Source organism: Gottfriedia sp. NPDC057948, from assembly GCF_042887255.1.
GTDB lineage: Bacteria > Bacillota > Bacilli > Bacillales > Bacillaceae_G > Gottfriedia.
On record NZ_JBHVPN010000003.1, the window covers coordinates 1 to 16076 of the forward strand.

At 32.8% G+C, this 16076-nt stretch carries 13 protein-coding genes and 1 pseudogene; 2 read left to right on the top strand and 12 right to left on the bottom strand.

From position 1 onward, the window contains the following. From ACFVRR_RS06540 to azlC, 7 genes are all read right to left on the bottom strand, one after another. On the bottom strand, positions 1-80 hold an 80-nt coding region (locus tag ACFVRR_RS06540; RefSeq protein WP_387326911.1), incomplete at its 3' end, for a helix-turn-helix domain-containing protein. Between the two features lie 222 nt (positions 81-302). Then, positions 303-1937: a hypothetical protein gene (locus tag ACFVRR_RS06545; protein WP_387326078.1), complete on the bottom strand. Its 1635-nt coding sequence runs from the start codon at positions 1935-1937 to the stop codon at positions 303-305. A 2-nt stretch (positions 1938-1939) separates the two neighbouring features. After that, positions 1940-2698, bottom strand: a complete 759-nt coding sequence (locus ACFVRR_RS06550) for an ABC transporter ATP-binding protein (RefSeq protein WP_387326081.1) — start codon at positions 2696-2698, stop codon at positions 1940-1942. Positions 2699-2987: 289 nt separating this feature from the next. After that, positions 2988-5105, bottom strand: a complete 2118-nt coding sequence (locus ACFVRR_RS06555) for a HelD family protein (RefSeq protein WP_387326084.1) — start codon at positions 5103-5105, stop codon at positions 2988-2990. A gap of 605 nt (positions 5106-5710) precedes the next feature. Beyond that, a complete protein-coding gene (locus ACFVRR_RS06560; RefSeq protein WP_387326087.1) occupies positions 5711-7459 on the bottom strand; it encodes an adenine deaminase C-terminal domain-containing protein in 1749 nt (582 codons plus the stop codon). Between the two features lie 18 nt (positions 7460-7477). Beyond that, positions 7478-7810: a branched-chain amino acid transporter permease gene (locus tag ACFVRR_RS06565; RefSeq protein WP_387326089.1), complete on the bottom strand. Its 333-nt coding sequence runs from the start codon at positions 7808-7810 to the stop codon at positions 7478-7480. Beyond that, entirely contained in the window at positions 7807-8526 is a 720-nt protein-coding gene (azlC, locus tag ACFVRR_RS06570) for an azaleucine resistance protein AzlC (RefSeq protein ID WP_387326092.1), read from the bottom strand. The genes ACFVRR_RS06565 and azlC overlap by 4 nt, the downstream gene beginning before the upstream one ends. Before the next feature lie 220 nt (positions 8527-8746). Here azlC and ACFVRR_RS06575 point away from each other — a divergent pair, with 220 nt between their 5' ends. Next, positions 8747-10141 carry an aminotransferase-like domain-containing protein gene (locus ACFVRR_RS06575; RefSeq protein ID WP_387326095.1) on the top strand — a complete coding sequence of 465 codons (1395 nt, stop codon included), beginning with the start codon at positions 8747-8749 and terminating at the stop codon, positions 10139-10141. A gap of 85 nt (positions 10142-10226) precedes the next feature. Here ACFVRR_RS06575 and ACFVRR_RS06580 read toward each other — a convergent pair whose 3' ends face one another. From ACFVRR_RS06580 to ACFVRR_RS06600, 5 genes and pseudogenes are all read right to left on the bottom strand, one after another. Continuing rightward, entirely contained in the window at positions 10227-10706 is a 480-nt protein-coding gene (locus ACFVRR_RS06580; protein ID WP_387326098.1) for a GNAT family N-acetyltransferase, read from the bottom strand. Between the two features lie 494 nt (positions 10707-11200). Further along, positions 11201-12085 carry an IS3 family transposase gene (locus ACFVRR_RS06585; protein WP_387326914.1) on the bottom strand — a complete coding sequence of 295 codons (885 nt, stop codon included), beginning with the start codon at positions 12083-12085 and terminating at the stop codon, positions 11201-11203. After that, positions 12028-12354 carry a transposase gene (locus tag ACFVRR_RS06590; RefSeq protein WP_387326101.1) on the bottom strand — a complete coding sequence of 109 codons (327 nt, stop codon included), beginning with the start codon at positions 12352-12354 and terminating at the stop codon, positions 12028-12030. Before ACFVRR_RS06590 ends, ACFVRR_RS06585 begins: the two co-directional genes overlap by 58 nt. A 442-nt stretch (positions 12355-12796) precedes the next feature. Continuing rightward, entirely contained in the window at positions 12797-13783 is a 987-nt protein-coding gene (locus ACFVRR_RS06595) for a proline dehydrogenase family protein (RefSeq protein WP_387326104.1), read from the bottom strand. A 27-nt stretch (positions 13784-13810) separates the two neighbouring features. Next, positions 13811-14029: pseudogene (locus ACFVRR_RS06600) on the bottom strand (L-glutamate gamma-semialdehyde dehydrogenase); the annotation flags it as partial. 180 nt (positions 14030-14209) lie between these two features. Here ACFVRR_RS06600 and ACFVRR_RS06605 point away from each other — a divergent pair. Further along, positions 14210-15775, top strand: coding sequence for a sigma-54 interaction domain-containing protein (locus ACFVRR_RS06605; protein ID WP_387326106.1), 1566 nt, complete (start codon positions 14210-14212; stop codon positions 15773-15775). The last annotated feature ends 301 nt before the right edge of the window (positions 15776-16076 follow it).

A 16076-nucleotide genomic window follows, 5' to 3' on the forward strand; every position in this document is an offset into this window, starting at 1 on the left:
CATCCGATTGTTTTATTGATAAGAACCACTTGTTCCTTATTCGGATAAATACGGAATTTGTAAGCCTTGTTGACTAACACTGTTTTTCACCTCACATTACAAGAACATTTGTTCCTATTGTATCATGGAGAGGAAAGTTTTGGCTATCGCCAACCGACATTCATCTCCCCCTTATCGTTAGGCTTTGCCCTTCACACGATTGAAGAGGGAGGCTTCTGTCGGAAAATAATAAAATATAAAAAGTAGAAAGCATTGTGCTCTCTACTTTATTTGTCATAATAAATAATCTACAATTCTTCGTTTCAAAAATTCCAAATCGTTTTATAGGCGTGCTTCCATGAAAAGAAAGTCACAATAATTAGCAAGACTAAATAAATCATTACACCAAATGGAATAAAAGTTATCCCCCAGTGAATTAAAGCTAAAATCCCCCCTAACACTAAGGCAATCATTATTTTAATACCAGAATTTTGTTGAGCATCCTCAAAAGACTCTGAAAATGGAAGTGATCCTTTAAGATAATTTGAGCAAATTACTGTATATAAAATTGAGCTTACAAAAACAACTAATATATCAGGAATGATTTTAATACCAAAGATTCCGATAAAAATTATACTTAAAATACAATAGACAGGAAAATATAGATTTGCGATAAATACCTTTAAAGTTGCACTATATAATGGTGCGAGGTTTGATACTGGCGCTGTTTTATAGATCCAGGCTCCTTTATATTTCCCGGAATATTTTAGCATTGCGATTGCATTCGGAATGATTAAGCACGATGAATAAATCGTTAAATAACTTTTACCTGAAACGATATGATGATAGGAAGAAATTTGTAATTGATTGAATAGAAAAACGAATGGAAGAACGAGTGATAATCCCAATGATGGATAAACCTTTAAACGGAATTCCCTCTCGTTTCGCATCATATTATCTGCAAATCTAAAAAATACTTTTTCTTCAGTATTAGTGCAAAATACTTTAGTCAGCCAATGCTTCCACTTACTGTCTTTTTTTCTATTAATACCACTATTATTTGATAATTTTTGAAGATTTTTCTCAAAGGACGGGATCAATAAACTATATAACATGATTGCAATAATAGGGATTATTACGGCTAAAATAGAAAATCCTGTAAGATATGTACTTGTGTTACGATTTAAAATCAACTCAAATGGCGCTCCGAACCAAATAGGTGGAATAAGAAAATGATACCAAGTTGGCGAAAATGACATATCTAGATTTACAAAACTAAATGCTCTACCAACAAGTTGATAACCTACAGCAATTGAAATTGATAATCCGATTTGGACGTAATTGATAATATCTTTTAACTTCTCACCATCAAAAAATCTTAAAATGAAATAATAAATCATCGACGTTAAGACAACTATAAATAAATTGACAAGAAGTAGCTCTACAATCGCCAAAATTAAGAATAAAATTCCATGTCTAAATGTCCCAACTATTACTGGCAAAGCTGTAATTGATGTCGTTATTAATAAAAGATAGATTGATATGTGTACCATTTTTGCAGCAGTAATTGTCTTTTTTCCAATCGGTTTTGTATGAAGAATCCCCTTATCTTTTACATCAAGTAAGACATTTGAAAAATCCGAAATCATTGATGTCATAATGAGGAACATAATAATGCCAAAAAAAGCGCTCATTTCATATACATAACTTTTTCCAAACAGCACTAATGGAATAAGCATCAAACTAAGTAAAGCATATATTCCTAATGATTTTGTGATTCCATTTTCTTCATCTTTCTTTGTTTTCTTGTTGTTTTGATTAAAAATGGTCGGTGTCCGACGACTATCCATTGTTAATTTTACTGCTAAAATTTTACGCATGATAGGATATTCAACACCAAACAATTCAAATAATGGTCGGAAAAAATCTAAGATTTTTAACATAGGGAAATCCTTCATCGTTATCCCCCTTTAACAATGGATACGAATTCCTCAGCTAAAGCTTGATGTTCATTAAACCCTGTAAGCTGATTGAAAATCTGTTCCAATGATCCCTCTTCATTTTGCTCCTTTAATTCTTTAAAACTACCATCTGCTACGATTTTACCATCATTAATCAAAATAATGCGATTACTTATTTTCTCTACAACATCCATAATATGAGATGAATAAAAAATCGTTTTTCCATTGGCAGCTAGAATATCTAGAATTTCTTTAAATACCATCACACTATTTGCATCAAGCCCACTTAGTGGCTCATCCAAAAACAATAGGTCAGGATTATGTATTAAACTTGAAATGATTAGGACTTTTTGCCTCATCCCCTTTGAAAATGAAGCAATTCGGGATAAGTAAACTTCCTCCAAACCAAATACCTTCATCATCTTCTTAGCCTTCTCATCAGCTTCATCAAAATCCATTCCGTATAACTCGCCAACGAATGTTAAATACTCCCTAGCGGTAAGATTATCGTATAGTTCAGCAATTTCTGGAACATACCCGATTTTTTTCTTGTATTCAACATTCTGATCTGAAATTTCTTCCCCAAAAATCTCAACATTCCCAGAGTAATTTCCTTCTAGTCCTAGTAAAATTTTTATAGTCGTGCTTTTACCTGCACCATTTGGTCCAATATAGCCAATAATTTGACCACGATGAACAGTTAAATCAATTCCTTTTAAAACCGCTTTTGCACCATAGTCCTTTTTTAAATCCTTCAAATACAATACGACTTCTTGATTTGTCTCGATGATGATCACCTACTTTTTATTTAATACTTCAATATTAATAGTCTACTAATCTTGTTGAAAAGAGTAGGATTTACCATATTTTAGGAGATTTTTTACAATAATAGAAGAATTATATGTTTGTTTTTAGGAAATTGAAAATGTTTTAAAAGTTTTAGAAAGTTCATACGAGTCAAAATAAAAAAGCATCGATCTGTAAAATCGATGCTCTTTTGTAATTTGTATTAAATAATTGAGCAAAATAATTAGCACTGCACTGGAGTTAAACAATCTGAAGTGATGATTTTCCAATCAGTGGAGATTTGTTTCCAGAATATAATACGATCAAATTGTGAAGTGCTCGAGTACATCCAACATAAAGTAACTTTGCGTCTTGTTTGGTTTGTTCATAATGCACATCATCTACATCAACAAGTAGTACAGCATCAAATTCAAGTCCTTTAGAAAGATACACTGGTACTACTGAAATTCCACCTTCGTATTTTCTCTCTTTTGAATGAATAAAGGATACTTCTTCCCCAGCTGCAGATAATTGATTATGTAAAATTGCACACTCATCCTCAGTACGGCCAATTATTGCAATTGTATCCATTTTATCCTTTTTTAATTGATGGATGGCACTAATGATTACTTGAATTCGATTTGTATGATCTACTTCTTGTATTTTAACTTGTTCTCCACTTCGAAATACTGGATTTGCTAGGCTAACTGGTATATTTGCTTTTTTAATAATCTCATTCGCAAAATGAATAATTTCCATTGTAGAACGATAGCTTCTATTTAACTCATAATAGGTTACTTCTTTTTCATTAAATACTTCTAAAAATTCATCCCAAGTATTAATCCCTTGATACTCGTGAATGGCTTGGGATAAATCGCCGAGAATGGTAAACGAATTTCCAAGCGTCATCTTATTTAATAATGCAATTTGGAAAGGTGAAAAATCCTGGGCTTCGTCTACTATTACATGATGGAACTTTTGCTTTGATTCAATTCCAAAAAGACGATTGTGAATATGGACTAGCGGAGCCAAATCCTCCTGATCCATCTCTTTCTTTTTACAATTTAAAGATGTGGATTTAATAATATCTGCTGGAATTTCGTCTACAATAGAAGCATCCTTTGTTGTTGGGAATAGAGATTTATAGAAAGAAAGTGCAGTATGTTTTGGCCATTGTTTCATATAAGAATTCAGATATTGAGTAGCTTTTTTCTTTTTCTCTTTTCTTATATTCGTTTCTTCTATAACCTTTAGCTCATTATCAATCCATTTCTTAAGCCTTGCAACAATACGTTCTCTCCGTTTAGCAAGTGGATAATGTTTATATTCAATACTAAACCAATGTTTAAGTGTTTCTTTCTCAATCATTCTCTTTTTCCAAGGTTTGAAATCTTTTTCAGGAACTGCTGAGGCTTCATACATATCCATGCAGCGATCAATATATGACATAAAATGAGTTGAGCCTTTCCATTTACCTGGACTATTATGATTGATTTCAAGACGGTTTGCTCCAGTTGCGAACCATTTATTTAGGTTTTCTGATGAATCCTTTAGTTTTACTTCATGGTCGAGGGTATTTAATGCCCAATCAGAAAATGTTGTTTGTTGAATGCCGCCTACACCCAATTCTGGAAGAACATTTGAAATATAATCTAGAAACATGTTATTAGGTGCAAAAATAATCATTTTATCTGCCCTTAATGTTTCACGGTATTGGTAAATAAGAAATGCAAGTCGATGAAGAGCAACAGTTGTTTTTCCGCTTCCTGCTACTCCTTGAATGACTAAAGGTGTATTTTTGGATGAACGAATAATATCATTTTGTTCAGATTGAATAGTAGATACAATATCCTTTAAGCGATTATCTTTGTTTTCACTTAATCGATATAGAAGAAAATCATCAGTAGTTGATACATCTTGATCGCCTTTTACATATGTATCAACTACGCGTTGGAGATTTTTTTTGCGGATTACTATATTTCGTTTTAAATAGATTATACCTTCGATAATCCCTTCCGGAGATTCGTAATAAGCAGGATTGTCTCCTCCTGTAAACGAATAAAACATACTTGCAATTGGAGCACGCCAATCAATTATCAATGGATTTTCTGTAGTTTGTTCTGATATTCCTACTTTTCCTATGTAAACTGGTACCGAATCTTTCTGTTCCTCTTGAAAATCCATTCTCCCAAAATATGGTTCGTTTTTAGCTAAGCGAAGATTTCTTCGATTTGTATCTCGAATGCCTTCAAGTACTTGTTCGGTTACATCACTTCCAGTATAAACGGGAATTCCTTCAAGTTTCGTTAGCTGCCGTTCCATTTCAGATAAAATTGTGTTTAAATACTGAAGTTCTTCTTTAAATTGTTGTGTAGACATTTTTCTACCCCCTTTATATAAATAAATAGCCGAATTTTCAGACGGAAAGCTATTGTATCAAGAAGTTTATTAAAAAGTAAAGAGATTTAAAAAATAAAATATTTAAAGTTTAGCATAAGTTTACTTCAAATAATTAAATTTTAGCTGAACAAAAGTTCAAAAGAATTATATAGAAGCAATCTAAAATAAAAAAGATGAACCTGTAGAAACAGAAATCATCTTCTTTTTGAGCATTAACTTAATCTTAGGTTCTTCACTTAAGCGCATATTTTACAATCGAGACTTTTTTAATTGATAATAGATAAAATAAAAACAACCTGTTTTTTTGTTATTTTTTTTCGTTTCTTCCATTTAAATGATCCACTTATTTTTCATCCCTTCGCTAAAAACCAAAACTATTTTTGATAAATCATCCTACCATCTTTTACTCTAAAATTATCTTGATTAGTATGCGCTTCTTTGTTTCTTTTCATTATTGTGAGTTTAAATAAAGCAAATAAAAAAACAGCATGAATCAGATTAATTTTCGGATTCATGCCTTAGATACAGCTTTATATTTTATGTTTTTTGTTAAGATTTTAAAAATTATTCCAATTTTAATTCTATTAATATGCAGTTTCCCTATTTGTTGGAGAAACTAGAATTTCTTTATTTTTCACATCATATAATCCACTTGGAGTTAATCGAATAAATGGTAAATGGGTTGCAGAAAAGAATAATAGCGTAAAAGCAGGATCGTCGTATTTATATCCTTTTTCTTTTAACAATTCGATCATCTTTTTCTCAACTTTTATTAGACTGTCCATGTCTAATTCAGACATGCTACCTTTTAAAGCTAAAGATATTTCGTGAACAACTTTGTTCTCTTCAACCAGTACCATGCCACCACCTATTTCTTTCATTCTTTCAAAAGCTTTCAACATATCGGACTTTCTTTTCCCTAAGATTATTATGTCTCCAGTACCAGAATAAGAACTTGCAAATCCACCCATATGTTGAGCAAATCCTTTCACTACTGTGTTTAATCTCCAAGAACCATCTCTTCCAACCATTAAAAGAAAACATTCATCATGTTCGTATGATAATACATCACTTTCTACATCAATCATACTTTCATATGGTTTTGTAATAACATTATTTATCAAGTTTATACCATATGAGCTTGAAAGACTCAGATCCTTTTTTTCTAAAGTCCACTTTAAATCTAGTCTAGAAAATTGATATTTCTCCCAATCGATCGGCAAATATTGATTGATAAGATTCCCATCTTTCTTGATCCATTTACCTTTTGCTAATACACTTAAAGGTGTTGGGTTTTCTTTATTTTCTAGTAGATTAATATTTGCAATTCTTCCTGTGGCAATTGAACCATGTAAATGTTCCATATTATAATAGCAAGCTACATTATAACTTGCCATATTATATGCTTCAATTAACGGTATTTCGTGACGGATTGCTATTTTTATTAATTCATCAGTCATTCCTTTTTCATAAAAATAAGGATGTGAACCGTCGGTCGTAAAGAAAAAACGATCAAATTTTTGAATGCCAAGCTCTTTAATTTCCTTTAAAAGTACTTCTAAATCAGGTCGTATCGAAGAATGTCTTAATGAAACCATATAGCCTTGCATTAAACGCGAAAGTACTTCCTTTCCTGTCATTGCTTCATGATCACAATCTGCACCTAATAACATTAACTTAGCTAAAGTGCGTTCTGAAGCTCCAGGAAAATGCCCTTCCACTTTCTTATTTAATTTCTTTGTCTCCTGTATCCAGGTAAGCATTTGGTTGTCACCGTTTAGTAGCTTTGGCCACGCAGTTAGTTCTCCACCTTGTAAGACTAATTCATTTTCGAGCCAAGACATAACATCTTCCGAATTAAATAGCTCATCATTGTTCGGAAATTCAGTTTGTGCGTCGAAACGACACCACCAATACATGCTTGATGGGATATTATTAAAATCATTCAATAATTCAAAAGCAGCATGACTAGGCAATTCTAAGAATAATTTTAGATTATCGTTAATTAATGTTGTTGTACCGAATTGTCCAGCATACTTTGCTAGAGTAAGAGGATTATAGAGCTGATATGGATGAGCATGAGGTTCAATATAACCTGGTACTATGTACTGCCCTTCACAATCTACTACTTCAATTTCATTCAAGTTTTCTGGAAGTGCTTCTCCTACATAAACAATCCGATCCTGATAAATCCAAATATTTGCATGGAGCCATTGGTTCAAATATGAATTTAAATACGTTGCATTTTTTAAAATGATATGTGGATTAATTACTCCATCAAGAACATTTACTTGGTTTCTAATTTGTTCATTACTCCATCTATACTCTTTCATCATTTCACTCCTCTTTCATTAAAAAACTAATTGCACAAGAATCATATATACAATCGTACCTCCTGCGATCGAAAGAAGCATCATTCTTTTCCATAAATGGAGAATCGCTACTACAAATACTGAAATAAGCTCTGGAATACCGTGAGTTCCAGTAAGTAAATTTACATTTTTAAAACAATAGATGACCAATAGTCCAATTACTGCAGACGGTAGGACTTTACCTAAATACTGTACATACTTCGGTGTAACTTTCCCCGGTGGAAAAATGATAAATGGAAGAAATCTTGTAAGCATTGTACCTAAAACAACCATTGAGACTGTGATAATTTGCTGGGATATATTCATCGTCATAGTGATACCTCGACTTTCTTAGAAGGTTTAGATGGTTTTCTAAGTACACTAAGTGTAATAAGAATTGAGAGCATCGCAGGAATAATGAAGTTATTTCCACCAAAAATAATAAGACAAATGGTTGAAAGACCAACCCCTGCTATTGCACTAATGTGTTTTGTCTCTTTTTTCCACTGCTCAATGAATATAACAACAAAAAGGGCAGTCATGACGAATTCAAGTCCCTTAGTATTGAATTTTACAAGTGATCCAAAAATTCCTCCTATTGCTGCACCGATTACCCAATACAAATGATTAAGGAATGTAACAAAAAACATGTACAAACTCTTATCCACGCTATCTGGTATATCAGCGGTATAATTTATCGAAAAAGTCTCATCACATAGTCCGAAAATTAAATAGATTTTTTTCTTTCCAGTGCCTTTATATTTATCTAACATTGAGATTCCATAAAACAAATGTCGCGCGTTCACCATTAAAGTTAGTAACAGTGCGTTAATTGGATTAAAACCCATCAGTAATAAGTTTGCTGCAATAAATTCCATCGATCCAGCAAAGATTGTTAGCCCCATCAAAATCGGATAAATGGCACTGAATCCTAAAGAGTTCATAAAAATCCCATATGCTATCCCTAAAAATAAAAATCCTGCAAAAATGGGTATCGTGTGTGGAAAGGCAAATCGAAATGCCATCCAAAGTTTGTTCCCCTTTTTCATAGCTTCACATCCTGTATCGTTAAATTTATTATAATTTAACATACAGAATCCATACAAAAAACGAAATAATTGTATGGATTACAATTTTCTAAAAATTAAATCAAGTACAGTTTTAAGAATGGTTACAAAGTTTCTACTCAATTATGTATAGAATTGTATTTTTTGATTTCCATACAAAAATGATATAATTGTATGGAATTAAACAATAGAGGTGAAGTATATGCCAGTAAATTCATTTGAACATTACCCAATGTCTTGGAAACCTGATAAATCGTCTTTAAAACGTCCTTTTTATAATTCCATTGCACTACAACTAGAACAAGATATTATTAATGGCTTTCTAGCACCTGGTACAAAGTTACCACCTCAACGCGAATTAGCTGATTTTCTTGACTTAAATTTTACGACAATCACTCGAGCCTACAAAATATGTGAAATAAAAGGTCTAATCTATGCGATTACAGGAAGTGGAACTTTTGTTGCTCCAAATGCAGCCCATTCAATCACGATTTCAACAGATAAAACAGCAAATAGTATTGATCTTGGCTTTGTAGCTTCTTTTGAACAAACGAATAGTATTGTAACTGAAGCAATCCAGAAAGTAGTCAGTAAAAGCTATTTAGATCAATTATTAAATTATAATGATCCTACCGGAATACCACATCACAAGGCAGCTGCACTAAACTGGATGGAAGCTTTCGGTATTAAAGCTGCTCAAGATAATTTAGCGATTGTATCTGGTACTCAAAACGCTTTGGTCATTGCTTTAGCAAGTTTATTTGAGCCAGGTAATCGTATTGCAACCGACTTTTACACTTTTTCGAATTTTATAGAGTTAGCAAAAACGCTTCACATTCAATTAGTTCCTATTCATTCCGACCAATTTGGAATGTTGCCAGATGAACTTGAAAAGCAATGTAGCCAATTAAATATACATGGCATATTCCTAATGCCCTCTTGTAGTAACCCTACTACTATTATGATTTCTGACTTTCGAAAACTTGAACTAGCTTCTGTAATTAGGAAGCATCGATTAATTTTAATCGAAGATGATATACATGCATTTATAACTGCGGGAGTAATTTCAGATTACAAACAACCGATGTATAACCTACTTCCAGAACAAAGCGTATATATTTGTGGTACATCCAAGTCCATCTGTTCTGGTTTGAGAGTTGCTTACATAGTTTTTGGGGATGCACTACGCGAAAAAATTTTGAAGGCTATTTTTAATCTTAACGTAAAAACATCATCACTTGATGTAGAAGTAATTACTGAGCTAATCTTATCAGGTAAAGCGCATGAAATCGTTCAACAAAAGAAACAGTTAGCTGAAAATGTAAACGATATTTATTCATCCTATTTCCCTGTAAATAAGATTGGTCATCCACTTAGTTTTTACCGTTGGCTTCCTATTCATAGTCATAGTAATGGGGTAAACTTAGAAGCAGATTTGAAAAAACTAGGTGTACGTGTGTTTCATTCAGATCGTTTTCTAAGTGGACAATCTTCTTCTGAAAAGTATTTACGTATTGCACTTTCTTCTACTCAATCTTTAGAGGATTTAGATTCTGGTTTGAAGGTTCTAGCTCAATATCTCGACAAACAGATTTAACTAATTACAATTCAACAACTGTGTTTGAAAAAAGGGGCTGAATGACAATCAGCTCCTTTCAAACTATTAATTTATTCTTTTGATTTTATTTAAAACGTGAAGAACTAACCTTTAAGTTATAATCGGTTATCTCAAATCCAAGTTGTTGATATAGATTCAATGCACCTTGATTATGACCAAAAACGTGAAGCCAAACGTCATCTACCCCTAATTCATTAATTTCTTTTATACACATACCCATCGTTTCTTTACCGAATCCCTGTCCTCTATATTCTGGATAAATGAGAATTTCATATAAATAAGCATAAATTGGCTCTTGTTTTTTATTAATAGAATACCAGATATAACCAATCGTTTCTTCATTTAAAACGATGTTTTTCAAATAGTTATTTTCAGTATTTTCACCTTCTGGCAATAAAGATTGAAATGCTGCCTTAGATTGTTCTAAAGCTGTTTCTTCTTTCCAACTTCCATTTTTCACTTTATTATTCGCAAAATTCACAGTTGCTATTTCTAGGAACCTCTGAAAATCTTGATTATTCATAAATGTTAAATTTAAAGTCAAATTAGATCATCCTTCTCATTTAAATAATTTTTAAGCTTAAAGTCCCAATTAAGTATTCAATTTTATATCAGAAATATCCTTTTTTGATCGTCAGACTATGAAAATAGGACGGCACTTTTGGCTAACTGATAGTAATTTCCATGAAATTTATCCTAAAGATGGGTGGAATTGAGTAAAAGTAGACTATTCAAATGTTTATTTTCAAATCCATCTGTTGAAAGTAAAAAAGACCCTCAATCTATTAAATTCAGAGTCGAGTCTTATACAGTAATTATGAATAATTTTAGTTCAATTAAGTCCATTAAACCAAGCGGTCGCTGTACTAAATTTTTCACACTAAGTTACATTCTTTTATCAAGGTTCTGTTAAAAAGTAAAATCTAGAAATTTAATATTTGAAAAAGGACTGTCTAAATTGGACTTACCCCTGTCAAGTAGACACTAATAAAAAAGGTGTTTTAAGCAGCCTTAGCCCTGTATTCAATAGGGCTAAGGTTATTTTAATTTCTTTTGAAATCTTTTATTGTTGTAGTACCAAATATATCGCTTTACCGCATGTTCAACCTGGTTCTGATCATTAAACTGATAGCGGTAAAAACACTCGGTTTTAAAATGACTGAAGAAGCTTTCAATGCATGCATTATCCAGACAATTTCCTTTTCTAGACATACTTGCGTTTATATTGTATCTTTTAAGTGTTAGGTTATATCTTTTTGAGGTGTATTGGAATCCTTGATCACTATGTAATAGGAGTCCGCGTACATCTCTTTTTTTTCGTGCTTTTTTTACTGTATCTAAAACTAGCTTTAAATCGTTTCTTTCGCTGATTTGGTAAGAAACGATTTCGTTATTATACAGATCTTGAATAACGGAAAGATATAATCGTTTCCCGTTAAATATAAGGTAAGTTATATCAGTTACCCATTTCTTATTCGGATCTTTTGTGTTGAACTCTCGATTTAAATAATTATTAGAGATAACGTATTTTTCCTTTCGTCCAAAATGCTTCCATTTTTTCACACGGATTTTAGCTTGAATTCCATTTTCCTTCATAAGTCTGTATACTCGCTTATGGTTTACTACCAAGCCGTGAACTTTCTTCAACCATGTTTTAACTCGTACATATCCAAAGCTCTCATTTATGTCTGGATCTTGGTGGCATTCTTTGATTTTAGAAACTATAAATTGATCTTCAATTTGCTTTGTTGAAGGACACTCTTTTTTTCTAGCCCATTTATAAAATCCACTTTTAGAAACCCCTGCAATCTTACAAAGTAGGACAACAGGATAACTTGTTTTCAGCTCATAAATAACACTATATTCTAAGGCTTTCTTTTTTGTATCATCTCCTTTTTCAAGGCTAAGAGCTTTTTTAAATATGCGTTCTCAGCTTCTAATCTTTGGATCTTCTCTGTATCACTTAATGGTTCAATCCTAGGTCTGCCTTTATTAAATCCTGTTGCCTTGCCACGTTTTTCTTCAAGTCCTTGGATGCCTTCTCTTTTATAATGGTTAATCCATCGTTTAACGATTGAAATACCAATCCCTAATTCCTTACCAATACTATTAGCGCCCATTCCTTCTTCATAATACAGCTTAATCGCTTGAAGCTTAAATTCTTTATCATATGTCTTTCTAATTTTCCCCATAAAAAATTCCCCCTATAGTAGACAGTACAGCACCTTTCTTTTAACTGTCTACTATAAGGGGATTATTACAAATTTTGACAGTCCTTTTACGATCTTATTGAAATAATGTCGTATTGAAATAATGCTAGCGTTAGCTCGATAAGAAAAGCTTTGTTTGAACACTGAGAAGTACCTATTCTAATGTAAATTAATTAAGAAATGATAGTAATTAAATCACCTCATTAAACAAAAACGAATACAAATTAATTGTAAAAAACAGGGAGAACTCGATCACTAGTTTTATTATTAAATAGATTGTTACTGGTATACGATCTCTTGCTACACATTCACATTTTTTACAATATAACACACTACATAATGATCACAATGAAATTCATGCAAGTTTGTTGTTGTTGTGAATTCAGCCAACTTCGCTTTAAATTATGAACACCTTATTTTTTTATTATTTCTGTTTTTTCTTGTTTACTTTAGATAATCTTCCTAATGTAAAGGCACCGACCGCTAAGCCAATCATGGTGTTGTTTTTTTTATTAAAGACCTGTTTTGCTACTAGGTTTAAGTTTTGTGGTCTTTCCGCAAGCCGACGCATAAAGTAACCGTACCAGTCCTTTCCAAATGGCACATAAGTGCAGAAATTGCATCCTTCACTTGCTAGTTTCAATTGAAGGTCTTTTCTGAAGCCGTACAGCATTTGGATTTCAAATTTATCGTTCGGAATATTATTTCTTTTTACAAAATCTTTAACATGTTGGATGATTTTGTGGTCATGTGTTGCAATAGAAGTGAATTTTCCATTTAACAAGTGCCATTCTATCAACTTAATAAAGTTTTTATCAATATCTTTCTTGTCTTGGTACGCATATTCCTCAGGCTCTTTATATGCACCTTTTACAATACGAAGGCGAAAATCTTTATACTTTTCGAGATTTTCTTGTGATTGATAGAAGTATGCCTGGATAACGGTTCCTACATTATCATACTCCAAAGAAAGCTCATCTAAAAGATCAAACGAAGGCTTTAAGTGTCCATAATCTTCCATATCAATATTAACAAAAATCCCATATTGATGTGCCTGGTGAACAATTTCCTTTAAATTACTCAAACAAAAAGAGTACTCAATGTCCAAGCCCAATTGAGTCGGTTTTAACGAGATATGTGCATCTACTTTATTCTTATGAATAGCTTCGATGACTTTCAGAATTTGTTCTCTAGCCTGGATTGCTTCTTCCTTTTTAAAGACAAATTCCCCTAAGTTATCGACCGTACATGAGATCCCATGTTTATTTAGCTCATTAATGCTTTTAATTACTTCTTCAATATTTGTACCAGCTACAACACTTTGCGCCCCCATTTTTAAACCATACTTTTTAGCTGCACTGTTAAGAAATTGGTTTTGTGATAAGGCCATAAAAAAATCTTTCAATATCATATTGATTCCTCCCATATTTTCCTGCTACAAATCTTTGCTTGCTTTTGAAACAACCCCAACCACTTCATTTTTATTAGCAGGGTTAAATGATGTGATTTTGTGATCCGTTATGATTTTTTCCCCGCCAATGGTTATGGGATATTCTTTCCAAAGCTGTGTGTTTACAAGATCTAATGCTTGATTAAAAGCGTTTATATTCTCCTCTTTTGAAAAGTCTGTAAAAGGTTCGTGTTTATAAGATTGCATGTTTTCCCCCCCTCAAATTCTTTGTTGCTTTATTTAAATGCAATTTTTGTGCCAACTTAAAAGACTACTTTATACTTGATTTTTCGAAAAATGTGTAAACTATATATTTACAAAAGTGTAAACGGAGTGTAAAATGTAAACACTTTTGTAAACCATTAAACAGTGATAAGGTGATTGGTTATGTTAAAAGAAAAAGTTTCACTTCTGTCCATTTCCCTTCCTTTAGATGAGGAGATTCATACAGAAAAAATAAAACAATTCTCTATCGACACCTTGCTCTCAGAGGTTGAAGAAATAGTTCTAGACCAAGATATTGTTCTTGTTGATGAAGCTGGAAGGCAAGTGCGCAGGGTCCCCTTTACTACATTAATAAATGCTATTTTTCAAGAGTGGCAAAAGCTTTCAGGTGTTTATCAGACGCTTCTGCGTGCCGTAGATAATGCCATTACAATAGTAGACAGCGATGGAAAAGTTGTTGCATGGAATCCTAAGGCAGAAGATTTGTACAAAACTTCTGCTGAAGAAATGATCGGCTCTAAAATTACAAATCGCTTTAAAGAGGATTCAGTAGTTTTAATGTCCACAATGAAGGAAGGAAAAGGGGTTATTCGGCATTATAACCAGCCGCAGGAAGATGTCCATGTATTAATTAACACCTTACCAATATTCATCACGGATAAGGTGGTAGGCGGGATTTCCGTTGAAAGTGATATTACAGAAATTGTAAAACTAAATAATGAACTTACAACTACTACTGCGTATATTCAAGATTTGGAAAATCAGATTGGGAACAAAGATATTATCGATCCCTTCCACAAAATAAAGGGAAGAAGCCAAGCGATAAAAACGTCCATCTCTTTGTCCAAGAAAGTCGCCCATACAGATGCAACCGTCGTGATTACTGGTGAGAGCGGTGTTGGTAAAGAGTTGTTTGCACAGGCTATTCACAAAGCAAGTCCCCGTTCAAAAGGACCATTTATTGATCTTAACTGCGGGGCCATTCCCTCGGCGCTTTTTGAAAGTGAATTATTTGGTTATGAAAAAGGTGCATTTACAGGGGCAATAAAAGAAGGGAAGCTAGGAAAAATAGGGACAGCAAAGGGTGGAACATTATTTCTCGATGAAATTGGGGAAATGCCATTAGAGCTTCAAGTAAAATTGCTGCGTGTCTTGCAGGAGAAACAATACTATCGAGTTGGCGGAAACCAACCTATTCCAATAGATGTGCGAATTCTTTCAGCAACTAACAGGGATTTGGAGAAAATGGTGGAAGAAGGTTTATTTCGTGAAGATTTATATTATCGGTTAAATGTGGTTACGATCCCTATTCCGCCCCTCAGAGACAGAAAGGAAGACCTTCCCGAACTTGTCCAATTATTTTTAAAAGAGTTTTCCATCAAATACCGGAAGCCGGTTCCAGTCATTTCTCCGGAAGTGATGGTAACATTCATGCATTTTCCTTGGAACGGCAATATCAGGCAGCTAAGAAATATAATTGAGCGAGTAATGATATTTACAGATGATAATATAATCAAATCTGAACAATTGCCAAATGAATTTTTTAAAAGACACACAAATTCTCAATCTCCTATTCTCGGAGAAGCAGAATTACACGAAGGGGATGAAAAGTCACTAATAATACATGCCCTAAAAGTAACTTATGGAAATAAATCAGCTGCTGCAAAAATGCTTGGTGTTTCCAGGGTGACACTTTATAACAAAATGAAGAAATATGGGCAGTTATAATGAGATGTAAATTTTAATAAAAAAAGTGATCGCCCAATAGAAATTTAGCGATCACTTTTTTCAAATAACATCTATTTTGTAGGAAAGTATTAAGCTCCTTAATTGGGGGAGTACCAGTGGTTGTCATCACCCCCAGTAATGAATAGCCCGTTTTTGTCTATTGTTTAGCAATTTTCGTTTTAAGTAAAAGGTAAGCAGATTTGACTTTTTTAATTGTAGAAACAGCAATTTTATTTGCTGTTTTGTCATTTTTAATTGCACTTAGCCTACTTTATTTGCAGATAACGCAATCTTATTTGCA